At 56.8% G+C, this 23,788-nt stretch carries 24 protein-coding genes; 13 read left to right on the top strand and 11 right to left on the bottom strand.

Going from position 1 to position 23,788, the window contains the following annotated elements; genetic code table 11:
- The 4 genes from ACFDSS_RS06185 to ACFDSS_RS06200 form a co-directional block, all read left to right on the top strand.
- The coding region (locus ACFDSS_RS06185) for a TrkH family potassium uptake protein (RefSeq protein WP_375254895.1) at nucleotides 1–1,398 on the top strand (1,398 nt) is incomplete at its 5' end.
- A gap of 116 nt (nucleotides 1,399–1,514) precedes the next feature.
- Entirely contained in the window at nucleotides 1,515–1,748 is a 234-nt protein-coding gene (gene hfq, locus ACFDSS_RS06190) for an RNA chaperone Hfq (RefSeq protein WP_296431229.1), read from the top strand.
- 5 nt (nucleotides 1,749–1,753) lie between these two features.
- Nucleotides 1,754–3,025, top strand: a complete 1,272-nt coding sequence (gene hflX, locus ACFDSS_RS06195; protein WP_375254916.1) for a GTPase HflX — start codon at nucleotides 1,754–1,756, stop codon at nucleotides 3,023–3,025.
- Nucleotides 3,026–3,046: 21 nt separating this feature from the next.
- A complete protein-coding gene (locus ACFDSS_RS06200) occupies nucleotides 3,047–3,787 on the top strand; it encodes a lysophospholipid acyltransferase family protein (RefSeq protein WP_375254896.1) in 741 nt (246 codons plus the stop codon).
- Here ACFDSS_RS06200 and ACFDSS_RS06205 read toward each other — a convergent pair.
- The 9 genes from ACFDSS_RS06205 to ACFDSS_RS06245 all read right to left on the bottom strand — a co-directional run bounded on the left by ACFDSS_RS06205 (nucleotide 3,784) and on the right by ACFDSS_RS06245 (nucleotide 13,204).
- On the bottom strand, nucleotides 3,784–6,246 hold the full coding sequence (locus ACFDSS_RS06205; protein WP_375254897.1) for a penicillin acylase family protein: 2,463 nt from the start codon (nucleotides 6,244–6,246) through the stop codon (nucleotides 3,784–3,786). The genes ACFDSS_RS06200 and ACFDSS_RS06205 overlap by 4 nt on opposite strands.
- A gap of 59 nt (nucleotides 6,247–6,305) precedes the next feature.
- Nucleotides 6,306–7,607 carry a branched-chain amino acid ABC transporter permease gene (locus ACFDSS_RS06210; RefSeq protein ID WP_375254898.1) on the bottom strand — a complete coding sequence of 434 codons (1,302 nt, stop codon included), beginning with the start codon at nucleotides 7,605–7,607 and terminating at the stop codon, nucleotides 6,306–6,308.
- Nucleotides 7,604–8,614, bottom strand: coding sequence for a branched-chain amino acid ABC transporter permease (locus tag ACFDSS_RS06215; protein ID WP_375254899.1), 1,011 nt, complete (start codon nucleotides 8,612–8,614; stop codon nucleotides 7,604–7,606). The genes ACFDSS_RS06210 and ACFDSS_RS06215 overlap by 4 nt, the downstream gene beginning before the upstream one ends.
- A 35-nt stretch (nucleotides 8,615–8,649) precedes the next feature.
- Nucleotides 8,650–8,949 (bottom strand): hypothetical protein, encoded by a 300-nt coding sequence (locus ACFDSS_RS06220; RefSeq protein WP_375254900.1) that lies wholly within the window; start codon nucleotides 8,947–8,949, stop codon nucleotides 8,650–8,652.
- A 41-nt stretch (nucleotides 8,950–8,990) separates the two neighbouring features.
- Nucleotides 8,991–9,674 carry an ABC transporter ATP-binding protein gene (locus tag ACFDSS_RS06225; RefSeq protein WP_375254917.1) on the bottom strand — a complete coding sequence of 228 codons (684 nt, stop codon included), beginning with the start codon at nucleotides 9,672–9,674 and terminating at the stop codon, nucleotides 8,991–8,993.
- Nucleotides 9,675–9,814: 140 nt separating this feature from the next.
- Nucleotides 9,815–9,973, bottom strand: a complete 159-nt coding sequence (locus ACFDSS_RS06230; protein ID WP_375254901.1) for a hypothetical protein — start codon at nucleotides 9,971–9,973, stop codon at nucleotides 9,815–9,817.
- Nucleotides 9,970–10,755, bottom strand: a complete 786-nt coding sequence (locus ACFDSS_RS06235) for an ABC transporter ATP-binding protein (RefSeq protein ID WP_375254902.1) — start codon at nucleotides 10,753–10,755, stop codon at nucleotides 9,970–9,972. The genes ACFDSS_RS06230 and ACFDSS_RS06235 overlap by 4 nt, the downstream gene beginning before the upstream one ends.
- 93 nt (nucleotides 10,756–10,848) lie before the next feature.
- A complete protein-coding gene (locus ACFDSS_RS06240) occupies nucleotides 10,849–12,045 on the bottom strand; it encodes an ABC transporter substrate-binding protein (RefSeq protein ID WP_375254903.1) in 1,197 nt (398 codons plus the stop codon).
- A 157-nt stretch (nucleotides 12,046–12,202) separates the two neighbouring features.
- Nucleotides 12,203–13,204: a GlxA family transcriptional regulator gene (locus tag ACFDSS_RS06245; RefSeq protein ID WP_375254904.1), complete on the bottom strand. Its 1,002-nt coding sequence runs from the start codon at nucleotides 13,202–13,204 to the stop codon at nucleotides 12,203–12,205.
- A 193-nt stretch (nucleotides 13,205–13,397) separates the two neighbouring features.
- On the opposite strand from ACFDSS_RS06245, the gene ACFDSS_RS06250 reads away from it, so the two are divergent.
- Nucleotides 13,398–14,768 carry a class II 3-deoxy-7-phosphoheptulonate synthase gene (locus tag ACFDSS_RS06250; RefSeq protein ID WP_375254905.1) on the top strand — a complete coding sequence of 457 codons (1,371 nt, stop codon included), beginning with the start codon at nucleotides 13,398–13,400 and terminating at the stop codon, nucleotides 14,766–14,768.
- Here ACFDSS_RS06250 and ACFDSS_RS06255 read toward each other — a convergent pair whose 3' ends face one another.
- Nucleotides 14,769–15,416 carry a PAS domain-containing protein gene (locus tag ACFDSS_RS06255; protein WP_375254906.1) on the bottom strand — a complete coding sequence of 216 codons (648 nt, stop codon included), beginning with the start codon at nucleotides 15,414–15,416 and terminating at the stop codon, nucleotides 14,769–14,771.
- 224 nt (nucleotides 15,417–15,640) lie between these two features.
- Here ACFDSS_RS06255 and ACFDSS_RS06260 point away from each other — a divergent pair, with 224 nt between their 5' ends.
- Genes ACFDSS_RS06260 through ACFDSS_RS06270 form a run of 3 tightly spaced genes read left to right on the top strand, consistent with a single transcriptional unit; the run spans nucleotide 15,641 to nucleotide 17,680 of the window.
- The gene (locus ACFDSS_RS06260) at nucleotides 15,641–16,519 is read left to right on the top strand and encodes a YicC/YloC family endoribonuclease (protein WP_375254907.1); all 879 of its coding nucleotides are present in this window, start codon (nucleotides 15,641–15,643) and stop codon (nucleotides 16,517–16,519) included.
- 4 nt (nucleotides 16,520–16,523) lie between these two features.
- Entirely contained in the window at nucleotides 16,524–17,162 is a 639-nt protein-coding gene (gene gmk / locus ACFDSS_RS06265) for a guanylate kinase (RefSeq protein WP_375254908.1), read from the top strand.
- Nucleotides 17,159–17,680, top strand: a complete 522-nt coding sequence (locus tag ACFDSS_RS06270) for a gamma carbonic anhydrase family protein (protein ID WP_375254909.1) — start codon at nucleotides 17,159–17,161, stop codon at nucleotides 17,678–17,680. Before gmk ends, ACFDSS_RS06270 begins: the two co-directional genes overlap by 4 nt.
- Nucleotides 17,681–17,694: 14 nt before the next feature.
- Here ACFDSS_RS06270 and ACFDSS_RS06275 read toward each other — a convergent pair whose 3' ends face one another.
- Nucleotides 17,695–18,060, bottom strand: coding sequence for a hypothetical protein (locus ACFDSS_RS06275; protein WP_375254910.1), 366 nt, complete (start codon nucleotides 18,058–18,060; stop codon nucleotides 17,695–17,697).
- Nucleotides 18,061–18,237: 177 nt separating this feature from the next.
- Here ACFDSS_RS06275 and ACFDSS_RS06280 point away from each other — a divergent pair, with 177 nt between their 5' ends.
- The 5 genes from ACFDSS_RS06280 to pstB form a co-directional block, all read left to right on the top strand.
- On the top strand, nucleotides 18,238–19,287 hold the full coding sequence (locus ACFDSS_RS06280) for a sensor histidine kinase (RefSeq protein ID WP_375254911.1): 1,050 nt from the start codon (nucleotides 18,238–18,240) through the stop codon (nucleotides 19,285–19,287).
- Nucleotides 19,288–19,393: 106 nt separating this feature from the next.
- Nucleotides 19,394–20,428, top strand: coding sequence for a substrate-binding domain-containing protein (locus ACFDSS_RS06285; RefSeq protein WP_375254912.1), 1,035 nt, complete (start codon nucleotides 19,394–19,396; stop codon nucleotides 20,426–20,428).
- A 66-nt stretch (nucleotides 20,429–20,494) separates the two neighbouring features.
- Entirely contained in the window at nucleotides 20,495–21,697 is a 1,203-nt protein-coding gene (pstC, locus tag ACFDSS_RS06290; protein WP_375254913.1) for a phosphate ABC transporter permease subunit PstC, read from the top strand.
- Nucleotides 21,694–23,013: a phosphate ABC transporter permease PstA gene (pstA, locus tag ACFDSS_RS06295; RefSeq protein WP_375254914.1), complete on the top strand. Its 1,320-nt coding sequence runs from the start codon at nucleotides 21,694–21,696 to the stop codon at nucleotides 23,011–23,013. The genes pstC and pstA overlap by 4 nt, the downstream gene beginning before the upstream one ends.
- 14 nt (nucleotides 23,014–23,027) lie before the next feature.
- Nucleotides 23,028–23,788: phosphate ABC transporter ATP-binding protein PstB (gene pstB / locus ACFDSS_RS06300; RefSeq protein WP_375254915.1), on the top strand; the 761-nt coding region annotated here is incomplete at its 3' end.

Below are 23,788 nucleotides of genomic sequence, written 5' to 3' on the forward strand. Positions count from 1 at the left end.
TACGGGTTCATTCTGTTTTCCTTTTTGACCGTGCTCATCGCCTTGGCAACGGCGGGCTACAGGCCGCAAAGCGTTGCACGCAGCCAGCTTGTAGGCCTGCTCGCTGCGTTCAGTTTGCTGCCGGTGATGTTCGCTGTTCCGTTTTATGAGGCTGTCGGCACCGGCACTTTCCTGCACGCATGGTTCGAGATGGTTTCAAGCTTCACCACCACAGGGGCCACCGTTTATGACACAGCTGGCCGTTTGACCCCGTCACAGCACCTGTGGCGTGGCCTGGTCGGTTGGTTGGGTGGGCTTTTGGTTTGGGTTACCGCGGTGTCGATTTTCGCACCGATGAACCTTGGCGGTTTTGAAGTGCGCGCCAGCGGTGGTGCAGGGCGCGGCTCATCGGGTGGGTTTAGCCAGATTGGCCGGATTGCCGACCCGTCAGAGCGTCTGATCCGCTACACGCTGACACTGACACCGATCTATATCGGCCTGACGGTCGTACTGTGGATCGGATTGGTCATCGTGGGCGAAGTACCTTACATTGCGCTGATCCACGCGATGTCGACACTTTCAACATCCGGTATTTCCCCGATCGGCGGGCTTTATTTTGCGGCTTCACGGTTTTGGGGTGAAGTCATCATCATGTGTTTTTTCGTCTTTGCCCTGTCGCGCCTTACGTTCAGCCGTGGCCTGATTGGAGAACGCAACCATAAACTGCGCCGCGATCCTGAGTTCATCACAGCCCTGGTGCTTATATCGTCAGTCACGCTGCTTTTGTTTTTCCGGCACTTTCTGGGCGCAACCGAGAGTACGACAGCCGCGAACATCAATCAGATCGCCGCCGCGATCTGGGGCAGTCTTTTCACTGTGACATCTTTCTTGACGACAACAGGATTTGAATCGCGCTTCTGGCATGGCGCGACGGCTTGGTCGGGTCTTAGCACGCCGGGGCTTTTTCTGATGGGTATGGCGCTGATTGGTGGCGGGGTTGCGACAACGGCGGGTGGTGTGAAATTACTGCGCATCTATGCGCTCTATCGTCACAGTGAACGTGAACAGGACCGGTTGCTGCATCCCTCCTCGGTCGGTGGCGGTGGCAAGGACGCGCGGCGTATCCGCAGACAGGGTGCCTATATCTCATGGGTGTTTTTCATGCTCTTTGCGCTCAGCATCGCGGCAGTGATGGTGATGTTGTCGTTGACAGGTGTTCAGTTTGAAACGGCGATTGTTCTGACAATATCAGCGCTTTCGACGACAGGCCCGTTGGCATCCGTTGCCGCGGAGACGCCAATCGCCTATTCCGGCATCCCAGAGACGGCCAAGGCAATCCTCGCCGCTGCCATGGTTTTGGGCCGATTGGAGACGCTTGCGATCATTGCTTTGTTCAATCCGGAGATATGGCAACGATAAGCGTTTTAGTCATGTGCATTTTGGGGGTGGAAACTCATCTTTTCGCACGACATACTGAAAAACAGTCCAGGGGGGCCTATTACGGCCACAAATAATAAAAAGAAAAGGGTGTCGTCATGGCTGCCGATAAAGCAAACCTGCAAGATGCATTTCTCAATCATGTGCGCAAGGCCAAGGTTCCGGTCACGATTTTCCTCGTGAACGGTGTGAAATTGCAGGGTGTGATTACCTGGTTCGACAGCTTTTGCGTGCTGTTGCGTCGCGATGGCCAGTCACAGCTTGTCTACAAAAGCGCCATTTCCACGATCATGCCGTCCCAGCCGATCAGCCTTTATGAGGGTGAAGAGTAGCATTGCTGGAACATGATCGGCCCATCACACGGGCGTGGGTGCTGCACCCGGATCTCAAATCTGACCAAACCGCCCGCGCGGCTGAACCTGCTTTGGAAGAGGGCGTGTCGCTGGCGGCGGCTTTGCCGGATTTGCAGGTTGTGGGTGCAAATATCGTGCGTTTGCCGCGCATTCACCCCGGTAAGCTTTTCGGGAAGGGCAAAATTGCGGAACTCAAGGACGTGTTTCACGACAATGAGGTTGAACTGGTCCTGATCGATGGCCCCGTTACGCCCGTCCAGCAGCGCAATCTGGAAAAGGAATGGGGCGTCAAGCTGCTCGACCGCACCGGCCTGATCCTTGAGATCTTCAGCGACCGTGCGCGCACATCCGAGGGTGTGTTACAGGTCGAAATGGCTGCTTTGTCTTACCAACGCACACGCCTTGTCCGCGCATGGACCCACCTGGAGCGTCAGCGTGGTGGCCTGGGCTTCGTCGGTGGTCCCGGTGAAACCCAGATCGAGGCCGACCGCCGTGCCATTGACGAACAGCTCAACCGCTTGCGCAAGCAATTGGCGAAGGTCGTTAAGACCCGTGAGTTGCACCGTGCATCACGTGCCAAAGTGCCGTTTCCGATTGTCGCTTTGGTCGGTTATACCAACGCGGGAAAATCGACGCTGTTTAACTACCTGACGGGCGCGAAGGTTTTCGCCAAGGATATGCTTTTTGCGACACTTGATCCGACGATGCGCAAGATCGTCCTGCCGACGGGCGACGAAATCATCATGTCTGACACCGTGGGTTTCATCAGCGATCTGCCGACAGAGCTTGTTGCGGCTTTCCGTGCCACATTGGAAGAAGTGCTGGATGCTGATCTGATCGTGCATGTCCGCGACATCAGCCACCCCCAGACCGAAGAACAAGCGCAGGACGTTCACGCGATCCTGCAAAGTCTGGGTGTGGCCGAAGAAGCGCCGATTATCGAGGTATGGAATAAGGTCGATCTTCTGGAGGGTGACGACCGCGACGCGGTTGTGACACAAGCCGCGCGGATGGATGATCTGTTTGCGGTTTCCGCGCTCACAGGCGAAGGTTTAACGCGCTTGTTGGCGGCGATCCCTGATAAGCTGAAAGACCCAAGGTCAGTGGAAACGCTGACATTGGCTTTCGCTGACGGCCGCAAACGTGCATGGTTGTATGCGGCAGGCGTCGTCACAGACGAAAGCCAGACAGAGGAAGGCTACGACCTTGCCGTGTTCTGGACCGCATTGCAGAAAGAGCGTTTCGCGAGGCTCTGAAACCAGGGAACGAACATCACCATGGGGGCACTCAGTCAATATTGTCGCGGCGCATGGGCCTGTGCGTTGTGGTTGGCCGCGACGCCGCTCATGAATGCGCGGATTATCTGGCAAGCAGAAACCAGAGATGAAGCCCGCGGTTTCATGCAGGCGCATATCAAAAAGTTCTTGCGTCGTTGTCGGGTTGATGTGGTCGTTGACGGGATCAAACCGGACATCACGACGGGCTGTGTGGTTTGCTATAACGAGACCTCCTTTATCGACGTGAACGCCTTTTGCCTTGCGATGTGGCCCTATATCGACCGGGGGGCTGCCGCTGACCTATACGCCTATTTCCCCGGCGGACGGGCGGCCTTTACCAAGGTCGGGCTGGAGATGGTGCCGCGGGGCAACCGCGCAGGTGTCGACAGATTGCTGGCCAAGATGGTGGCCGCGATCAAGACCGGCGAACGCGTTGCATGGGGTGGCGAAGGCCGGATTGTGGGGGTCGATGGCATTGGCCGGTTCAAGATCGGATCAAGCCTGATCGCGATCCGCGCGCAGGCGCCGATTGTTCCTGTCGCGTTCTTCGGGGGCCATCGCATCATGCCCTTTCCGTCCGTTCGGGTGAAACCCGGCACAGTCTTCGTGCGTTTCGGAGAACCGGTTCCAACGGCCGGTCTGCTTGACGAAGACGCGCGCGACCTGGCGGATAGACTGCAAGCGATCATGTCCCAGATGTACGAAGATTTGCGGGCAGAGTCAGAGGCCCCCCGCGCCTAGTTCGCAGGCCGCAAGACAGTCACCCCAACAGCCGCCGCCCGTGCCAGCGCGGGATCAAGCGACATTGGTATGTATTCGCCACGCCGCCAAAGCTCACCCAGATTGTCATAATAGCGCGACAGCGGATGCCCGGACTGGCCCGTAGAAATGACGAAAACAGAGCTATCGGGGTCCGCAAAATCATAAACACCCCGATAACCCGCTGCATTGACATTGCGGAACGGGTAGGGATCCTCGCCAGAGGTGGTGCCCCGTTGCAACGTCTGATCGCCGCCGCTGGTTGATTGCCGGATATTCACGATCCATTCCAGGAAAGGCGTATTGCCCAGCGCGGGATGATCTTGGGTCGCGACATGGGCATCACCCCAGCGAACGGCCTCAATAGCCTCGCCATAGTTTTCGGTGATCCAGATCAGCGCCTCATCGAGCGATTGGCGGGCGATGTCTGTGCAGGTTTCAACGGGAGCGGATTGGATCACGTCACACCAGACCGACGCCCCGTCGATGTCGCGGAACACGCGCTCAATAAAGACCGGGTCAACATGGGTATATTCATTGGCCAGCGGACCCAGTTCATCCCGGATCAGGCGTTGCTGAAAGGCGCGCGTCCATGCAGCATAAATCAGCGGTTCTGGCAAATGTTCGTTCATCTCTCCGTTCCAGGCTGACAGCAGGTTCAAGGCATCCTGACGCCGCCTTTCTGGCGTGCCGACCGGCGCGGCATCGCCGGTAAACCATAGATCGGCACCCATCAGGGTGGAGAGCGTCAAGGCAGCATAGCTGACCGTGTCCAATTGTGCCTCGATGAAGCTGTCGCGGGTGTGTACCTCACGCGCCTGCATCAAACGACGCCAACGCTGGATGCGCTGGGTGTCGCCCCATTCAAACGTCAAATTGCGCGGGAAGGGCGCATCGGTAATTTTATTGTTGGTATTGCCGAGTATGCCGCCTTCGGGATCAAGAAAGACCGGGTTTTCGTCGTAGGGATAGCGACCCTGCCAGCGGTTTTGCGGCAGATAGCCAAAAGAGGGCAGACGGCCCTGACTTTGGTGCGCGGCATCGCGCGCAGGCAAGGCCCCGATAACCTTGAGCGCAACACGATTGCGATCCGCAACAACAAGGTTTGTCGCCGGTGCCACAAGATCACGCCCTGCACGAATAGCCTCCTCGACGGAGCGCGACTTGGTGATCGCCAGCACCGCCGACATAGAGGTGTCGCGGTCCGAAAGCGCCGTCCAACTGATCGCCGTGACATGCCCGGGCGGTGTGATCGTGCCCAGATCAAACTGATCGGGCGGCATCACCGGCCCATTGGCCGTCCAGCGCAGGCGCAGCGTGATCGCAGGCCCATCCTTGACGTTGATGATGCCGTCACGGGTGCGGAACGGCTCCCACCCATCAGGGCCGCGGTATTCATTGGGATTATCTGGGTTAATTTCCTCGATGAAGATGTCCTGATCGTCCACGCTGGCGCTCGTCGCGCCCCACCCAACAGTGTCACTGCGCCCCGCCAGCACGGCAGGAACGCCGGGGATTGTGCCGCCGATCACACCGCCGTTTTCAAGCTCGACCCGTGCCAGATACCAGATTGACGGTGCCGTCAGACCCAAATGCGGATCATTGGCCAGCAGGGTCGATCCGGTGGCAGACCGTGCTGCCGTCGCGGCCCACGCATTCGAGGCCCCAGACAGCGGCACCGGATTTATCGGCGAAAGCGGATCATAGGCCATGCGCATATTCGGCGAATACGACGGCACATCTGGCACCAAAGCTGCGTATTCAGGCAAACTTGTCAGCGGGGCTGTCGGATCATCAGGCAGAATATCCTTCAGCCGATCATTGCCGAGCAAAAGCGATGTGCGCGCCCGCAGGACTTCTTCACCGAGCGAAGATGTCATCTCTAGCGCCATCAGCTTCAGGATCGCGATGGAATCGGCGGCTTGCCACGGCGCGACCGGATGATTGAACAACCACATCTCCGGCGCACCGCGCCCCAGCGCGCCTGCGTTCACTTCGCGGAGCCACGCATTCACGCCGGCGGCATAGGCATCCAGCGTCGCCTTTGTCTCTTCGGTTTGCGCTGGCACTGACGCAACCGCCAGATTATAGAGATCGAAACGGCGCATGGCCTCATCGATGCGCACGGTTCGTTCCCCGAACAATTCCGACAGACGCCCTTGGGCCGTGCGTCGCAGCATGGTCATTTGCCACATCCGGTCCTGCGCATGTGCATATCCGAGCGCAAAGAACACATCTTCGTCTGTTTCGCCGAAGATATGCGGGACATTGGCGTTATTGCGGACGATTTCAACCGGCGCGGAAATGCCCGCGACCTCACGCGTGCCCTCATAGTCAGGCAAGGACCGTGATGCGAAGTAATAGGCAAGCACAAGAAGCGCGATTGCCAAAAATATCAATGCAGATGCAAGCCGGACAAGCCAGCGAAAGATTAGCGCCATTTGACCCTCAGGTTCAAAGCAGTTCGCCCCGTTTTAACAGCGCAGACCGCAAGGGCAAGCTAGCGTTCGGGGATCAAACCACGCGGGCTAAACCGCAAGACCAGCAAAAGCACCAGACCCATCGTCAGCAACCGCATATGCGCCGCTGATTCGAGCATCCGGTCCTTGAGCGCACTGCCATCTTCAAGACCGCTGGACAGGATATTCATCAGGCCGAGCCCGAGCGGCTCTACCTGCACCCAGAGCCACCAAATCAGCATCCCGCCAAGGACGGCACCAAAGTTATTGCCTGACCCTCCGACAATCACCATCACCCAGACAAGGAAGGTAAAGCGGAGCGGCTGATAGGTGCCGGGTGTCAACTGACCGTCAAGTGTTGTCATCATCGCGCCCGCAACACCGCAAATGGCAGACCCCAGAATGAATATCTGCAAATGCCGGGCGGTGACATTCTTGCCCATCGCCTCCGCTGCGGTTTCATTGTCGCGGATCGCCCGCATCATGCGACCCCATGGGCTCTTGAGCGCTTGCTGAGCCAGATACAGCAGGATCAGTAGAACGACAGTAAACAGTACCGCATAACCGGCCTTGTTATAGAGCGTAGAGCCAATGACCGGATCAAGCCCGAGGTTCATCGCGCGTTCCACGAAGGCGGGATCATTTTGCAGCGTCACCGCATCCGGCACAGGGCTATCGAGGCCCACGACGTTCTTGACGCCACGCGCCAGCCAGTCTTCGTTTTTCATCACCGCAATGATGATCTCAGCGATCCCCAGCGTCGCAATTGCCAGATAGTCGGACCGCAACCCAAGGGCAGTTTTCCCGATCACCCAAGCCGCACCGGCGGCCAACAACCCACCCACAGGCCAGCTGAGGATAATTGGCAGGTTCAGACCGCCCAAATTACCCGTCAGGGCAGGGTTCACAGCCTCCACGGCCTCTTTGCCGGGATCGAAAACAGCGCGGTAAAGGAAGAAACCGCCAACAAGAATAACCAGCGTGAGAATGGTTTTCATGCGCCCTTCAAAACGTCGCTGCGCGATAACAGCCGCCACAACCGTGGCCGCTCCGAGTGCCAGACCTGCAAAGATGCGCAAGCCACCGGCCTGCCAAGCCTCTGGCACAGGTTCGGTCGAGACCAGAACGGCCGCCAGACCGCCCAAGGCCACGAAACCCATCACACCGATGTTAAACAGGCCCGCAAAGCCCCATTGCAGGTTCACGCCCAATGCCATGATCGCAGAAATCAGCCCCATGTTCAGGATCAACAATGCAGAGTTCCACCCCTGAATCATCCCCGTCCCAAGCAACAGGACAGCGACCAGGCCGAAAAGTGCGGTATCTTTGATGGCGGTTTTCATACGGATTGCCCCTTAAACAGGCCGGTCGGCTTGAACAGCAACACGATAATCAGGATCGCAAAGCTGACGGCAAATTTGTAGTCGGTGGACAGGAGCTGGACCAGCCCGTCGGGTTCCAGACTTTCCGGCATCATATAGACCAGCACTTTTTTCCATGCGTAGGTGATTGTGACCTCGCTGAAGGCGATCACAAAGCCACCCGCAATGGCACCCAGCGGATTGCCAAGACCGCCTACAATGGCTGCGGCAAAGATCGGCAGCAAGAGTTGGAAATAGGTGAAGGCTTTGAAAGACTTGTCCAGCCCGTAAAGAACGCCCGCAGTGGTGGCAAGTGCGGCAACAATCATCCATGTCACTTTCACGACCCAATCGGGGTTGATGCCTGACAGCAGGGCCAGATCTTCGTTATCTGAAAAGGCGCGCATGGACTTGCCTGTGCGGGTCTTGTTGAGAAACCAAAACAGCAGGGCCACAACGATAAAGGCCACAACGACGGTAATCGCCTGGGTCGTCTTGATCGCCAGCCCCTCTCGCAGACCTGTCGTTTCACGAAAGCCGCGCGCGGTGATGATGAAACGTTCTCCATCCGCAAAGCGGATGTCACGCACTCCGATGATGAAGCGCACAATCCCGTTCATGACGAACATCACACCCATGGAAACGATCACAAGGATGACCGGTTTAGCCTTTTGCTCACGGTAGAATTTATATACGGCCCAATCGGTGCCGAGCAAAAGCAGGATCGTCACACCAATTCCGAAGGGCAGGGCAAGAAGTGCCGTCGGCAGCGGGCCAAAGGTGATGCCCATACTGATAAGGCCCGTTGTAAACAGGATCGTAATCGCGGTTCCGAAAGCCATCGTGTCACCATGCGCAAAGTTCGAAAACCGCAGGATGCCGTAGATCATTGTCACCCCAAGCGCGCCAATCGCAAGCTGCGCACCGTAAGCGAGGCCGGGGACGAAAACGAAGTTCGCAAAGGCGACGATAGCGTTCAGAAAGTCCATTTACAAAATACCCTTGGAATTCATTGGCGTGTTGTTCATTGGATCACCTCACAAGTGCCGGTGATGCGTGTTCCGGCCCGCGGGTTGGCATATACGGCCGTGCCGTCGGCTTGGATGACCAGCATGATGTCCGCTCCGCCCATACCTTCTGCCCAGAAGCCGCGCAGATCGCCCATCAGGATTGGCTCTGCGGGAAAGGTTGCGTCGCCCTGCTGCACTGTCGTCACGCGGCGGCGCGGTGGCTCTGCCTGATCGATTGCAGGCGCGAATTGCGCCCGGTCGATCGCAAATCGCAGCGGGGTGCCGGAAAGATCGCATGAGACGACCTCAGCCATCGCCGGGCCTGACAAGGTTGCACAGATGATGGCGTGCATCTTCATCCGCCCAAGAAACTCCGGCGCACTTCAGGATCGGCCAACAGCTCTTTTCCGGTGCCAGTGTGGGCGTTGCGGCCCTGTACCAAAACATAGGCTTTATCTGCGATTTCAAGCGCTTGCCGAGCGTTCTGTTCCACCATCAAGATCGGTATGCCCGTGTGGGCGACTTCGATAATGCGGTCAAAAAGCTCGTCCATGACGATGGGCGAGACACCGGCTGTCGGTTCATCCAGCATCAATACCTTTGGCTGTGTCATCAAAGCCCGCCCCACGGCAACCTGCTGGCGCTGACCGCCCGAAAGCTCACCCGCAGGCTGCTTGCGCTTGTCTTTGAGGATCGGAAACAGATCGTACACTTGCGTCATCGTATCGTTGAAATCATCACGGCGGATAAAGGCCCCCATTTCGAGATTTTCCTCCACCGTCATGGAGGTGAATATATTGGCCACCTGCGGCACGAACCCCATGCCCTTCACAACGCGCTGTTGAGGGGACAGATGAGTGATATCTTCGCCATCCAGTCGGACTGCGCCTTCATTGACGTTAAGCATCCCGAAGATGGCTTTCATGGCAGTCGATTTCCCGGCCCCATTGGGGCCAACGATGACAGCAATCTCACCTTTTTCGGCAGCTATTGTACAGCTATGCAGAATATCGGGGCCCTTGCCATAGCCGCCGGTCATGGCGTCACCGATCAGAAACGGTTCATCGCGGCGTGTCGCACTGCGACGCGGGCTGCTATTTGCGGCAGTGAAGGTTCGACCACCTTCTTTGGTGATCGTCCGGTCCTTATTGCCGCGATCGTCGTGGTAGGGATTATCGCTCACGGGTTCACATACTCGGCGAGGAAGGGCAGGTAGTCCGTCAACGTCGTGCGCATCAGCTCCTGTTCAGTAGGGTCCGCGTGGTTGACGTAGATATAGTAGAAGGTCGCAGCAGAGCCCAGAATAGCCCCGAAAATGACGGTTAGCAGGAATTTCATGTCACACTCACCTTGTCTTTGTTTTTCAATCCGGTGCCGAGGTAGGCCTCGATCACCTGCTCATTTGCCTTGATCTCATCCAGCGTACCTTCGGCCAGAACCCGACCCTCAGCCATACAAATGACCGGATTGCAAAGGCGTCCGATGAAATCCATGTCGTGTTCAATCACAACAAATGTATAGCTGCGTTCTTTGTTAAGGCGGATGATCGCGTCACCGATTGTGTTGAGCAGGGTGCGGTTCACACCTGCACCGACTTCATCAAGAAATACGATCTTGGCGTCGACCATCATGGTGCGCCCCAGCTCAAGCAACTTCTTCTGCCCACCAGAGAGGTTGCCCGCTTTTTCTTCTTTCAGGTGGTCGATTGTCAGAAATTCGATCACCTCATCGGCTTTTGCCTGCAATGCGCGCTCTTCATTGGCGATACGCTTGCGGCCAAACCATGTATTCCAAAGCTGTTCACCCGATTGGTTGCCGGGAACCATCATCAGGTTCTCGCGGACTGTCATGGATGAAAACTCATGCGCGATCTGGAAGGTGCGCAGCAGGCCCTTGTGGAACAGTTCATGCGGTGGCAGGCCGGTGATATCCTCACTCAGCATTGTCACCTTACCCGCTGAAGGTTTAAGAACGCCCGCGATCACGTTGAAAAGAGTTGTTTTTCCGGCCCCGTTTGGTCCTATCAACCCGGTGATTGACCCTTCTGCGATTGTCAGGGTTGCACCATCTACGGCGCGGAAACCGCCAAAGCTTTTGACCACATCTTGAACGACGATCATTCACATGTCCCCTCGCGCTGCATCAAACACGCAGCTTGCCTTGCAAAACGGCGCGGGCAAGAACCCGCGCCGTTTCAAATTCAACTGCTCCGATTAACGGTAGTTGATTGTGGAGTATTCGCCGTCTGCAAACTCGATTTCCTGATAGTTGCCAGCGGATTCGCCGGGTCCGATCAGGTCGACCGCAGATGCGCCCACATAGTCGATGTCAAAGCCTGCCGCGACAAGTGCGAGACCTTCAGCCAACTGGCCCGGCATGATCTGTACGCCCGGTGCGTTTGCAACGTCAAAGACGTGGTCTTTGAAGTCCGCGCTGTCAGACGAGTCCGCGGCCTGCATCGCCAGCATAATTAGTGCTGCCGCGTCATAGCTTTCAGGGGAAAACGCGCCTGTGCCGTCAAAGCCGGCTTCTGCCGCCAGATCAACAAACATGCCCGCACCGGCGTTATCGGTGCCGGGGTAGGCCCCGTATGAGCCGTTCAGCTCATCGCCGAAATTGTCGTTCAAAACCGCACCGACCATGCCGTCTGGCAGGTAGAATGTGTCAAACGCGCCCGTGTCCAGCGATGAACGGATGATACCGGAACCGCCTTGGTCAACATAGCCCGCAACAACCAGCACTTCGCCGCCAGCGGATGCCAATGCACCAACTTCAGCAGAGTAATCGGCCTTGCCGTCCTCATGTGCCGCTGAAATTGTGACATTGCCGCCAGCCGCCTCAAAAGCAGCCTGGAACGCATCGGCGAGCCCCTTGCCGTAGTCGTTGTTTGTGTAGGTCAATGCAACTTCGCTGACACCACGATCCTGCAGGATCTCTGTGATGATGACACCTTGACGGGCGTCGGACGGTGCGGTGCGGAAGAACAGATCATCGTCCTCAGCTGTGGACAGGCCGGGCGACGTCGCGGATGGCGAAATCATGACAACACCGTTTGCACGGGCCACATTTTGCAAAATAGCACCAGTCACACCGGAACAATCGGCACCCATGATCGCGTTCACGCCATCGGATGTGACCAGACGCTCTGCTGCGGCAGTTGCCGCGCCCGCGTCGATGCATGTGCTGTCACCGCGCACGGATGTGACGGTCGCGCCACCAAGCAATGTGCCCGCTGCGTTGACTTCAGCCATTGCCAGCTCTGCGCCGGCACCCATTGCGGGTGTGATCGATTCAAGCGGTCCAGTGAATCCCAAGATCACACCGATCTTGACCTCTTCACTGTGCCCGCCAGCGACCGCAGCACCAGCCATCATTGCTGCGGCGGATGTCGCCAAAAGTAGGTTTTTCATTCTTTTCTCCCAATTGGATTTTTTATCCTGCCGAGGAATTTAACAGGGTGTTTCCAAAAGGAAAGTCGGAACCCAAGGTCATTCGGCTTTTAGACGGCGCTGAGAGAGTGTTTTTTCCTGATCGCGGGGCAAATCCAGCGGCGAAACGGCGAATTTCCTAAACCGACAACCTTGCAGCATGGCTGCCACGCTCGCGGTAGGGGGTGGTATCATAGTGCGACCGATAGCATTTCGAGAAATGCGAAGGCGATGCAAAACCACAGGCCAAGGCCACATTAATTACCGTCATATCTGTCTGCATCAGCAAATTGCGCGCCTTTTGCAGGCGCAATTCCATGTAGTACCGCTTGGGGCTGCGCGACAGATACCGCCGGAACAGGCGTTCCAGTTGGCGCGTGGACATGCCCACATCGCGCGCCAGAATGGCAGGACTGATCGGTTCTTCGATGTTTTGTTCCATCATTTGAATTACACGGCTCAGCTTGGGGTGGCGCACACCAATCCGTGTCGGGATCGACAAACGCTGGGTATCCTGGTCGGTCCGAATGGAGGAATAGATCAGGATATCGGCAACAGCATTGGCGAGGTCTTCGCCATGCTGGTCGGCGATCAGTTTTATCATCAGGTCAATTGATGCGGTGCCGCCCGCGGTCGTGATCCGGTTGCCGTCCACTACGAAAACCGACTTGGTAAGCTCAACATCTTCGAATTCTTCGGCAAAACTGTCCTGATTTTCCCAATGGATCGTGGCCTTCTTGCCATCCAGCAATCCCGCCTTGGCCAACGTATAGCCAGCAGTGCAAAGTCCAGCGATGGTGACACCGCGCCGTGCTTCGCGCCGCAACCAGTTCAGCACGCGCTTGGTAGTGGCCTGCTGCACATCAACGCCACCGCAAAGCATAATCGTGTCGTCACGCTCAAGCTCACAGAGATCGTCATCAACCCGGAATGCGCAACCGTTGGAACAGGTGGCCTCTTCGCCGCCCTCTGCAATGATCCGCCAAGTATAAAGCTCTTTTCCGGCAGTCCGGTTTGCGATGCGCAAACTCTCCACTGCGGCGGCAAAACAGAGCATTGTGAAATTGTCCATCAGCACAAATACATAGCGACGTGGTTTGCCGCTGTGATCTACTTCGACGATTTGTGGCTCGACTGGCATCATGTGGGTCCGTGGTATTCTAATGCGTGGTTGACCTCATCAGGTTTGGCAAGGGCGGGCAAGGGGGAAAGTTTCCGATCTGCTCCAAACTGCCAAAAAGACAAGGTGGCTTTTTGCCATTGGCGCGGGTCAGTAGCCGCGTTATACCGCAACCCTGATAACGCTAACCGTGCATGAATAATGGAGCAAGACAATGACCAACTGGCAAAAATCTGACTGGCGCAACAAGCCCCGGATCCAGATGCCCGCGTATACCGACGCAGCCGCACTTTCGTCTGTTGAGGCGCGTCTTGCCAGCTATCCGCCCTTGGTCTTTGCAGGCGAGGCACGCAAATTGCGCGATGAGCTGGCCGCAGTTAGCCGTGGTGAGGCGTTCCTGCTGCAAGGTGGCGATTGCGCAGAAAGCTTTGCAGAATTCAGTGCGGACAGCATTCGCGACACCTTCAAAGTGATGTTGCAGATGGCGATGGTCCTGACTTACGGCGCAAAAGTGCCAGTCGTCAAAGTAGGCCGCATGGCCGGTCAGATGGCCAAGCCACGCTCTGCGCCCACCGAAACTGTCGGTGGCGTGGAATTGCCCAGCTACCGAGGTGATATCATCAACGGCTTTGATTTCACCCCTGACAGCCGCATCCCGGATCCTGAGCGGATGTTGCAAGCCTATTTGCAGGCTGCCGCCACACTGAACCTGTTGCGCGCGTTTTCGACAGGTGGTTTTGCCAATGTGCATGAGGTCCACAAGTGGACCCTTGGCTTCACCGACGAGAACGAAGTGCAGAAATACAGTGATATGGCTTCGCGCATCAGCGATACGCTTGATTTCATGGAAGCGGCTGGCTTGACCACAGAAACCAACCATGAATTGCAAACGGTTGATTTCTACACCAGCCACGAAGCGCTGTTGCTTGAATATGAAGAGGCGCTTTGCCGTTTGGATTCGACCTCCGGCAAATGGCTCGCGGGCTCCGGTCACATGATCTGGATCGGCGACCGGACCCGTCAGCCCGATGGCGCGCATGTTGAATTCTGCAAAGGCGTGCAAAACCCGATTGGCCTGAAATGTGGGCCATCCATGACGACAGGGCACCTCAAGGCGCTCATGGCGGCCTTGAACCCGCACAATGAAGCGGGCCGTCTGACATTGATCGCGCGCTTTGGCGCTGGTTCCGTGGGTGAACATCTGCCGCGACTTATCAAAGCGGTCGAAGAGGAGGGTGCAAACGTCGTTTGGACCTGCGATGCGATGCATGGCAATACGATCAAGTCCTCAACTGGCTACAAGACCCGGCCCTTCGACAGCGTGCTGCGCGAGGTCACCGAATTCTTCGCAATTCACGGGTCCGAGGGCACAATCCCCGGCGGTGTTCATTTTGAGATGACCGGCAAGGACGTGACCGAATGCACAGGGGGCGTGCGCGCTGTGACGGATGAGGATCTGTCCAGCAGGTATCACACCGCTTGCGATCCACGCCTGAACGCGTCGCAATCGCTTGAGCTTGCTTTCCTCGTTGCTGAAAAGCTGTCCGCGCGCCGCGCCACCCTGCAAGAAGCGAAAGCGGGCTAATTAGCCGTTGTTCACAACCAATCGAAGGGCCGTGTGTTGCGAGACATGCGGCCCTTTTTGCTTGACCGGATCTTTGGGTATCAACTGGCTGGCAGCCAAGGTGGGCCCGAGTGTTTCGCACCGGATCGATTGCGCAGGATCAATAGCAAAGCGGCGCGGGCGGGGCAGTGTCATCTCATCAAAGACCAAAGCCCCCAGCAAGCGGTTTGTATGTCCTTGCGTATCCTGCATTGGCAAAAGCAGCATCGCGCCCGATATCGTGGACCGCAGCAAGCCGCCCTGCGAGAGCAAAGGCAGACCTATGATAGCGGGCGCTTGAAAGGCTTTTTCGATGAGCTCTCGCAACGGGTCGCGCGTCTCTGGCTGAAACAAGCTTGTCAGCGGCATCCCGCGCGCATCCATTTTCATCAGGGCGTGAATTTGCTGACCTGCCACCCGAAACCGTGCCGTGCCGGGGGCGACCCGTTGCAGAATGAAGCTGAAAGGCAGGGCCTGATCGATCAGCGCCGGATTGAGATCACTGCGCGCAGGCACTCGGCGGGCATGGCGGAGCGTTTTCCAATACGTCTCCAGGCTGACCAGATGCGGGTTGGCAAGATATGATGACGCGTCAGAGGCAGCGGGTGTTTTTTGGTCGTTCATGTCCATTTTGTAGCCTCCTGAGCAATCGTTCATTTCGAATTGATGCAAGTTTTTGCAGATTTCTTAACAGCATTTTAACAGTCAGGGACGCGATGCGCACTTGACAAATTGTTAAAAGGTTAACGTGCCTGCGGCTGAGGCGCTGCCTTACCGCGCCCACTTGCCCCATCGGGGATTTTCGCATTAGGTGCATGTAACAACGTCCGAAAGGCCCTGCAATGACGCACTCCATGACAGCTTTTTCCACCCTTGGCGGACATCTCGGTGTTGTGTCATGGCAATGGGAGATGCGCGGCGTAAATGCACGCGGCTTGGACCTGCGCCTAAGGGTTCCCGAAGGTATGAGCGGTGTTGAGGCCGCACTGCGAGAGACCGTGTCAAAGGCGTTGGGGCGTGGGAATGTCACCGTCAACCTGCGGCTGGCGCAAGAAGATGGCGCAGGCGGTCTTACTGTCGATCAGACACATTTGGATGCGGTTCTGACCGCACTGGATGCGGTGCAAGAGCGCGCTTTTGAAATGGGCGTTACCCTTGGCCAGCCCACGGCCGCCGACGTGATCGGGCATCGCGGCGTGCTGACAAATGCAAAACCGGAGGCGGATGCCGCGACATTGCAGGCGGCACTGATTGCCCAAATTCCACCTCTGTTGGACGCTTTTGTTGCCATGCGGGCCAGTGAAGGGGCGGCTTTGCATCGGGTTCTTTCAGAGCAGTTTGCGCAGATTGCCGATCTGACTGAAAGGGCTGCCATTGCCGCCGCTGAACGCGCGCCAAAGCAACATGAAAATCTTTCCGCGGCTCTCCGGCGGGTGCTTGAGGACGTCAGCGAGGTGGAGCCCGCACGTGTTGCCCAGGAGCTTGCCCTCCTGGCGGTCAAATCGGACGTGACCGAGGAAATCGACCGGTTGCGCGCCCATGTGCAAGCTGGCCGTGCCTTGTTGGGGGCTGAGGGTCCGATTGGCCGCAAGCTGGATTTTCTGGCGCAAGAATTCAACCGTGAGGCCAACACGCTTTGCGCCAAGGCACAGGGCGGTGCGCTCACGGTGATCGGTCTTGACCTCAAGGCAGTGATCGACCAGATGCGCGAACAAATCCAAAACGTGGAGTAACGTCATGTCCCGACGCGGCCTTTTGATAATCTTGTCCTCGCCATCCGGTGCCGGAAAGTCGACGCTGGCAGCGCGGTTGCGGATCTGGGATGACACGCTACGGTTTTCAGTATCATCCACCACACGGGCACCCCGAGACGGGGAAGTTGACGGCCAGGACTACGATTTTGTCAGTGCCGACGATTTCCGCGCTCAGGTCGAAAGTGGCGACATGCTTGAGCACGCGCAGGTCTTTGGCAATTATTACGGCTCACCCAAAGCGCCTATACAAGCGGCGATTGAAGCGGGCCGCGATGTACTTTTTGACATTGATTGGCAAGGTGCGCAGCAGATAAAGAATTCTGTCTTACAAGACAGCGTGCTGTCGATCTTTATTTTGCCACCATCTATTACGGAATTGCACCGACGCCTGACCGCGCGCGGACAGGATGATGCGGCCGTGATCGAAGGCCGGATGGCCAAAAGCTGGGATGAGATCAGCCATTGGGACGGGTATGACTACGTGCTCATCAACGACGATCTGGACGTAACGGAGGCGCAATTGAAGACGATTATCAGCGCTGAGCGTTTACGTCGCAGCCAGCAGCCTGAACTGGTGGGTCACGTGCGACACCTGCAATCAGAATTCGGAGACCGGACATGAGCCTTTACGCCCTTGGCGACCGCCACCCCATTGTCGGAGATGACGTTTGGATCGCACCGGGATGCTACGTGATTGGTGATGTGGTGTTGGCGGATCGGACCTCGGTCTGGTTTGGCAGCACATTGCGGGGCGACAACGAACGTATCACAGTTGGTTACGGCACGAACATTCAAGAAAGCGCGGTCCTGCACACCGATATGGGCTATCCGCTGGAGATCGGGCCGGGCTGCACAATTGGCCATAAAGCCATGCTGCATGGCTGTGACATTGGCGAGAATTCCCTGATTGGCATGGGCGCGACTGTTCTCAATGGTGCTGTGATCGGCAGAAACTGTCTCATTGGGGCAGGGGCTTTGATTGCCGAGGGCAAACATATTCCGGACGGATCGCTCGTGGTGGGCGCACCTGGAAAGCTCGTGCGCGCACTTGATATGGCAGCGATTGAAAGCCTGCGGGCCTCCGCACGGCACTATCAGGAGAACGCGGCGCGGTTTTCTTGTGATTTGCGCCCGCTCTAAGACCTGACTTTGGCTTACAACTCATAGATGTCGAAATCAAGGTGCGGCGCGACCAAAGTCACCTCTGCCTTGATAATCGCCGCGTCAGGAATGCGGTCCAGAATCACGCGGAAGCTGCCCGTATAGTCCAGATCAGCCAAATGGCGGGCCAGATCAATGACGTCGAAGTCTTTGCTGACAAGAGGCGACAAGACCAAATCGGGGGCAATGTCTGCCAAGAGTTCACGACTCAGCGATGCAAAGCTTGTGTAACTGTAATCTGCATCACCCGCGATGTCGCGCCCGTCTGAGGCCCAACGCTGGATGTCTCCGACAATAAGGGTGCGCGTCTCTTGCCCAGAAGAAGCATTGGCAACACGTATTTTTTTGCGCGCTCGCATTCAAGTCAACTTTATGTAAGACAAATCAATAATTGGAAGCGTTGGGTCTAAAACAACTACATGGGTATCCAAATAACCAGTCGCACACAAGGCGACGCAACGGCCAGTTTGGGGCCTTGTCATGACAAATTTTCGCAAAGGTGAATGCAATATGAATACGTGCGAGGCATCGGGAAAATGACTGCTGAACGTATAGCGCCCGTCATTGCGGCTTTGCCCGTGCCGGTCCTGTTAATCGGACAGGATGACCGAGTGCGCGCGTCAAATGATGCAGTTACTGCGATCCTTGGACCCAATCTGGTGGGCAATCATTACATCACGGCCATCCGGCAACCCGCTGTCATTGCCGCCGTCGCGGAAACGCGCATGCAGCGCATATCGCGGCATGTCCGCTTTACCGGGCGCGACGGTGCCAATGATACGATCTACAGAGTGGCTGTGGCAATGGCTGGCGATGATATTGCGCTTACATTCGAGGACCAGACCGCAGCAGAGGCCGTGGGGCAAATGCGCCGCGATTTTGTGGCCAATGTCAGCCATGAACTGCGTACACCACTTACCGCACTGCTGGGATTTATCGAAACGCTCAACGGCGCCGCCCGTGATGATCCGGAGGCGCGCGACAGGTTCCTTGGCATTATGTCAGATGAAGCCAACCGCATGACGCGACTTGTGGATGATTTGCTCTCGCTTAGTCGCGTTGAGGAAGACGAACGCGTAAGGCCGCGCGAGCAAGTTGATCTAGGAGGGTTGCTCTCATCCGTTATCAAAGCGTTGGAGCCACAGGCAAGCGCCGCTGGGAACACCGTTGCGCTTGAAATCGAAGCCGCTGGCACAATGGTCCCAGGTGACGCCGGTCAACTGGTGCAAGTGTTCAGTAACCTCATCGAGAACGCCATCAAATACGGCGCACAGGGTGGGGCAGTGACGGTGACGCTGAAACCACGCAAGATGTATCCGCGCCTTCGGGGTGAGGCCGTGCAAATCATCGTCGCCGACAACGGAGAGGGCATCCCCACCCATCACATAGCCCGGCTGACAGAGCGATTCTACCGCGTTGACAGCCACCGTTCGCGTGAAGTGGGTGGCACAGGGTTGGGGCTTGCTATTGTCAAACATATCATCAATCGCCATCGCGGTCGGCTTCTGATTGAAAGCGAAGTCGGAAATGGCACGAATGTCTCGATTTTCCTGCCGATTTCGCAAGGCGCCGGCGTGGCGTCATAAAACTTTTACACAAACGTCACAAAAGCGTTCAACACCGCGCGCAGAAGATGCCGGGATGATAGGGCGGCTCGCGTTCTATCGATGTTTGACTGACAGGAGATATTTGATGTCGCTCATGAAACTGACTGCCGCAACCGCTGTGGTTGCTGTGACTGCCACATCCGCATTCGCACGTGAAAGTGTCCAGATTGCTGGATCGTCCACCGTTCTACCTTACGCCTCAATCGTCGCCGAGCTATTTGGCGAGAACTTCGATTTCCCGACACCTGTTGTCGAATCCGGTGGTTCATCCGCTGGTCTGAAGCGTTTTTGCGAGGGCGTCGGTGTCAACACAATCGACATCGCAAACGCCTCTCGTGCAATCCGTCCAAAAGAGGTTGCCGTTTGCGCCGAAGCCGGTGTGACCGATATTATCGAAGTGCGCATCGGTTATGACGGGATTGTTTTCGCCTCCGACATCAACGGCAATGAATTCACATTTACGCCGGTTGATTGGTACAAGGCCATCGCCAACGAGCATTTCGTCGACGGCGCGCTCGTTCCGAACACGCTTGAAACCTGGGACCAAGTGAACCCGGACTTCCCTGCGCAGCCTATTCAGGCATTCATCCCCGGCACCAAGCACGGCACCCGTGAAGTGTTCGAGGAAAAGGTGATTTTAGCGGGCTGTGAAGAGGGTGGTTATTTCCAGGCCATGCTGGACGCCGGCGTTGACGAGGATACTGCCGAGCAGAAATGCATGGCGATCCGCACCGATGGGCGGTCGGTCGATATCGACGGCGACTACACAGAGACGCTGGCGCGCATCGATGCAGACAGCAACGGCATCGGCGTTTTCGGTCTGTCGTTTTATGAAAACAACACCGACAAGCTGCAAGTTGCGACCATGAACGACATTGTTCCCACCACCGAAAGCATCGCTGCTGGTGAATACCCTGTATCGCGTCCGCTCTACTTCTATATCAAGGCGGCACATATCGGTGTCATTCCGGGTCTGAAGGAATTCGCGGAGTTCTTCGTCTCTGACGATGTGGCCGGTCCTTGGGGGCCACTGGCCGACTACGGTCTTGTCTCTGATCCGGAGTTGTTGAGCGTGCAGGAAACTGTTGCCAATGAGACCTTGATGGGTTCCGGCTCCTGATCTTTACGGCTATCACTGGGGCGTCTGCTGACGCCCCAGAATTTTCTTGATGATGGAAACTATCCCATGCAATCGCTGACGACACCGCTTCTGTTTGTAATTGTGCTGGCGGTGGTCGGCTTTTTTGTGGCGCGGATGCGGGCATTGCAGGTCGCTGGCGGCGACATCCGGGCCTTGGTGTCTTTGCCAAGGCAACACGCGTTGAACACATTGCTTTCGACAATGGTTCCCGCATCGGCGGCGGTATTGGTCATGGCGCTTTATGCGCGACTGACTGGCACCACACCGGGGTGGTTCTTCTCTTTGGTCGTCTTGGGGCTCGGCGTGACCGGTTTCGCGCTTTCGCTGTTGGCCATCAAGATCGAAAGCCGCGCCCGCACCTTCGCGGAGCGCTGGATCCTCGGGCTTTTGATCTTTTCTTCGACCATCGCGATTTTGACCACTGTCGGCATCGTCTTTTCGATGCTGTTTGAGACCTTCAACTTCTTCGGCCAATACGATTGGCGTGATTTCTTTTTCTCGTTGACGTGGTCGCCGAATTTTCGTGGCAACTCCGATCTGGGGATCATTCCGCTGCTTTGGGGGACGCTCTACGTCAGTTTTATCGCGCTGCTTTTCGCGGTGCCAATCGGCCTTTTTGCGGCGATCTACCTGTCGGAATATGCGGGCCGAGGCCTGCGCTCCGTGGCCAAGCCCGCGATTGAGATCCTCGCCGGTATCCCGACCATCGTTTACGGGCTATTTGCCCTGATTACCGTGGGCCCGCTGCTGCGTGACTACTTTGCAGCGCCGATGGGCCTGGGACAAAGCGCGTCATCGGTGATGACAGCTGGTTTGGTCATGGGTGTTATGCTGGTCCCATTCGTCAGCTCGTTGTCAGATGACATCATCAATGCGGTACCACAGACGATGCGCGACGGCTCGCTTGGCCTTGGTGCGACCCCATCCGAAACCATTCGTCAAGTCGTGCTGCCTGCCGCATTGCCCGGGATCGTGGGGGCCATCCTGCTGGCAGCCTCGCGCGCGATTGGTGAGACGATGATCGTGGTCTTGGGGGCAGGGGCCGCGGCCCGATTATCATTGAACCCCTTTGAGGCGATGACAACCGTCACCGTCAAAATCGTCAGTCAGCTCACCGGCGATACCGATTTTGCCAGTCCGGAGACACTTGTGGCCTTTGCGCTTGGTCTGACGCTCTTTGTCATCACTTTGGGCCTGAATGTCTTTGCCCTCTTCATTGTGCGGAAATACCGGGAACAATACGAATGACCATTTCGCTTCTCAAAACGGATGTGCGCACCAAAAAGCGCAATGCCGCCGAAGCACGCTTCAGGATTTACGGGCTGAGCGCCATTATTGTGTCGATGCTTGCGCTCGTCATTCTGCTAACCTCGGTTCTGTCCAACGGTCTGAGCGCGTTTCAGCAGACCTTCGTCGCGCTGCCAGTTGAACTGGTAGAAGAACGGGTTGACCGTGCCGGTAACCGCGACCCAGCAGAAATGGCCAAGACAACCACGATCGGCTACGCGCCCTTGCTGCGTGATGCGATCGCCGCAGAAGTGGACCGCCTCGGCATAGACGTTGCCATCAACCCGCGCGATCTGGCGGATGTGATCTCAAAGGAGGCCGCTGCAAACGTGCGCGACCGCGTTTTGGCGAACCCTGATCTTGTCGGGGAAACGGTGGTTTTTGAAGTTCTCGCCTCCGGCCGAATCGACGCGTACTTCAAGGGTGACGTTACCTTGGAAAGTGCTGCCCTTGACGGCAACACATCGCCAGAGGCGTTGATGATCGCCCAGGCGATGGCTGATGCGGGTGCGATGGAGACCAAGTTCAACTGGGGTTTCTTCACGCGCCCGGATGCATCTGTGCAAAGGCCAGAGGCAGCAGGTCTTGGCGTTGCGATCCTTGGGTCGGTTTACATGATGCTGGTGGTGTTGTTTCTGGCGCTGCCGATTGGCGTGGCGTCCTCGATCTATCTGGAGGAATTTGCACCCAAGAACCGGATTACCGACATTATCGAGGTGAACATCTCCAATCTCGCCGCGGTGCCGTCGATTGTTTATGGCATTTTGGGCCTGGCGATTTTCATCAATTTCATGGAGTTCAACCAATCCTCGCCACTCGTGGGTGGCTTGGTGCTGACCTTGATGACGCTGCCAACGATCATTATCTCGACGCGGGCCGCACTGAAATCCGTGCCACCATCAATCCGCGATGCGGCTTTGGGGGTGGGTGCCTCAAAAATGCAGTCAGTGTTCCACCACGTCCTGCCACTGGCGGCACCGGGCATCCTGACGGGCACAATCATTGGGCTGGCACAGGCGCTTGGCGAAACAGCACCGTTGCTTTTGATCGGCATGGTGGCCTTCGTGCGCGAGTATCCGGCGGCCTACACCCCGGAAGCGGGCCTCTTCGGAGAGGCATCAACCGCGCTTCCAGTGCAGGTCTTTAACTGGACACAACGCTCTGACCCGGCCTTTGTGGAGCGCGCCTCCGGTGCGATCATTACATTGCTGGTGTTTTTGCTTATTATGAACGCTGTCGCGATTTACCTGCGCCGCCGATTTGAGCGGCGTTGGTAGAAAAGGGGCTGAAGATGGAAGATATGGTACATATGGATCGGGCAATGGACACGCAGCAAGATATCAAGATTTCTGCCAAGGGCGTTCAGGTCCATTATGGTGAGACCCACGCGATCAAGGACGTCAATGTTGACATTGACGATAAGACAGTGACTGCATTCATCGGACCATCAGGGTGCGGAAAGTCCACTTTCTTGCGGTGTATCAATAGGATGAACGACACAATTGATATTGCACGGGTGACCGGTGATATCCGGATTGATGGCGAGGACATCTATGACCCGAAGGTCGATCCGGTGCAGTTGCGCGCGAAAGTGGGCATGGTGTTTCAAAAACCAAACCCGTTCCCAAAGTCGATTTACGATAATGTGGCTTATGGCCCGAAAATCCACGGTCTGGCGCGCAACAAGGCCGATCTGGACGAAATTGTTGAAAAATCCCTGCGCAAAGCGGCCCTTTGGAACGAAGCCAAGGACAGGCTTGATGCGCCCGGCACGGGGCTGTCGGGTGGTCAGCAGCAGCGTTTGTGTATCGCGCGGGCGATTGCGACCGCACCAGAGGTTCTTTTGATGGATGAGCCGTGTTCGGCACTTGACCCCATCGCAACCGCCCAGGTCGAGGAATTGATTGATGAACTCCGCCAGAGCTTCTCTGTCGTGATCGTTACACACTCGATGCAGCAGGCGGCCCGCGTCAGCCAGAAAACGGCGTTCTTCCACCTTGGCAATCTCGTGGAATATGACGACACAGACAAGATTTTCAAGATCGGAAGAGC

Source organism: Yoonia sp. (assembly GCF_042093035.1).
In the GTDB taxonomy this organism is placed as follows: Bacteria; Pseudomonadota; Alphaproteobacteria; order Rhodobacterales; family Rhodobacteraceae; genus Yoonia.

Excerpts from the sequence above, each read along its gene's own strand:
- ACFDSS_RS06215 (WP_375254899.1), bottom strand. The coding sequence starts at position 8,614 with ATGGACTTTCTGAACGCTATCGTCGCCTTTGCGAACTTCGTTTTCGTC.
- pstA (WP_375254914.1), top strand. The coding sequence starts at position 21,694 with ATGACCATTTCGCTTCTCAAAACGGATGTGCGCACCAAAAAGCGCAAT.
- ACFDSS_RS06275 (WP_375254910.1), bottom strand. The coding sequence starts at position 18,060 with ATGCGAGCGCGCAAAAAAATACGTGTTGCCAATGCTTCTTCTGGGCAA.
- ACFDSS_RS06220 (WP_375254900.1), bottom strand. The coding sequence starts at position 8,949 with ATGGCTGAGGTCGTCTCATGCGATCTTTCCGGCACCCCGCTGCGATTT.
- ACFDSS_RS06205 (WP_375254897.1), bottom strand. The coding sequence starts at position 6,246 with ATGGCGCTAATCTTTCGCTGGCTTGTCCGGCTTGCATCTGCATTGATA.
- ACFDSS_RS06285 (WP_375254912.1), top strand. The coding sequence starts at position 19,394 with ATGTCGCTCATGAAACTGACTGCCGCAACCGCTGTGGTTGCTGTGACT.
- ACFDSS_RS06245 (WP_375254904.1), bottom strand. The coding sequence starts at position 13,204 with ATGCCAGTCGAGCCACAAATCGTCGAAGTAGATCACAGCGGCAAACCA.
- hfq (WP_296431229.1), top strand. The coding sequence starts at position 1,515 with ATGGCTGCCGATAAAGCAAACCTGCAAGATGCATTTCTCAATCATGTG.
- ACFDSS_RS06270 (WP_375254909.1), top strand. The coding sequence starts at position 17,159 with ATGAGCCTTTACGCCCTTGGCGACCGCCACCCCATTGTCGGAGATGAC.
- pstC (WP_375254913.1), top strand. The coding sequence starts at position 20,495 with ATGCAATCGCTGACGACACCGCTTCTGTTTGTAATTGTGCTGGCGGTG.
- ACFDSS_RS06240 (WP_375254903.1), bottom strand. The coding sequence starts at position 12,045 with ATGAAAAACCTACTTTTGGCGACATCCGCCGCAGCAATGATGGCTGGT.
- ACFDSS_RS06210 (WP_375254898.1), bottom strand. The coding sequence starts at position 7,607 with ATGAAAACCGCCATCAAAGATACCGCACTTTTCGGCCTGGTCGCTGTC.
- ACFDSS_RS06260 (WP_375254907.1), top strand. The coding sequence starts at position 15,641 with ATGACAGCTTTTTCCACCCTTGGCGGACATCTCGGTGTTGTGTCATGG.
- ACFDSS_RS06280 (WP_375254911.1), top strand. The coding sequence starts at position 18,238 with ATGACTGCTGAACGTATAGCGCCCGTCATTGCGGCTTTGCCCGTGCCG.
- ACFDSS_RS06200 (WP_375254896.1), top strand. The coding sequence starts at position 3,047 with ATGGGGGCACTCAGTCAATATTGTCGCGGCGCATGGGCCTGTGCGTTG.
- ACFDSS_RS06235 (WP_375254902.1), bottom strand. The coding sequence starts at position 10,755 with ATGATCGTCGTTCAAGATGTGGTCAAAAGCTTTGGCGGTTTCCGCGCC.
- ACFDSS_RS06250 (WP_375254905.1), top strand. The coding sequence starts at position 13,398 with ATGACCAACTGGCAAAAATCTGACTGGCGCAACAAGCCCCGGATCCAG.
- gmk (WP_375254908.1), top strand. The coding sequence starts at position 16,524 with ATGTCCCGACGCGGCCTTTTGATAATCTTGTCCTCGCCATCCGGTGCC.
- ACFDSS_RS06225 (WP_375254917.1), bottom strand. The coding sequence starts at position 9,674 with ATGACCGGCGGCTATGGCAAGGGCCCCGATATTCTGCATAGCTGTACA.
- ACFDSS_RS06255 (WP_375254906.1), bottom strand. The coding sequence starts at position 15,416 with ATGGACATGAACGACCAAAAAACACCCGCTGCCTCTGACGCGTCATCA.
- ACFDSS_RS06230 (WP_375254901.1), bottom strand. The coding sequence starts at position 9,973 with ATGAAATTCCTGCTAACCGTCATTTTCGGGGCTATTCTGGGCTCTGCT.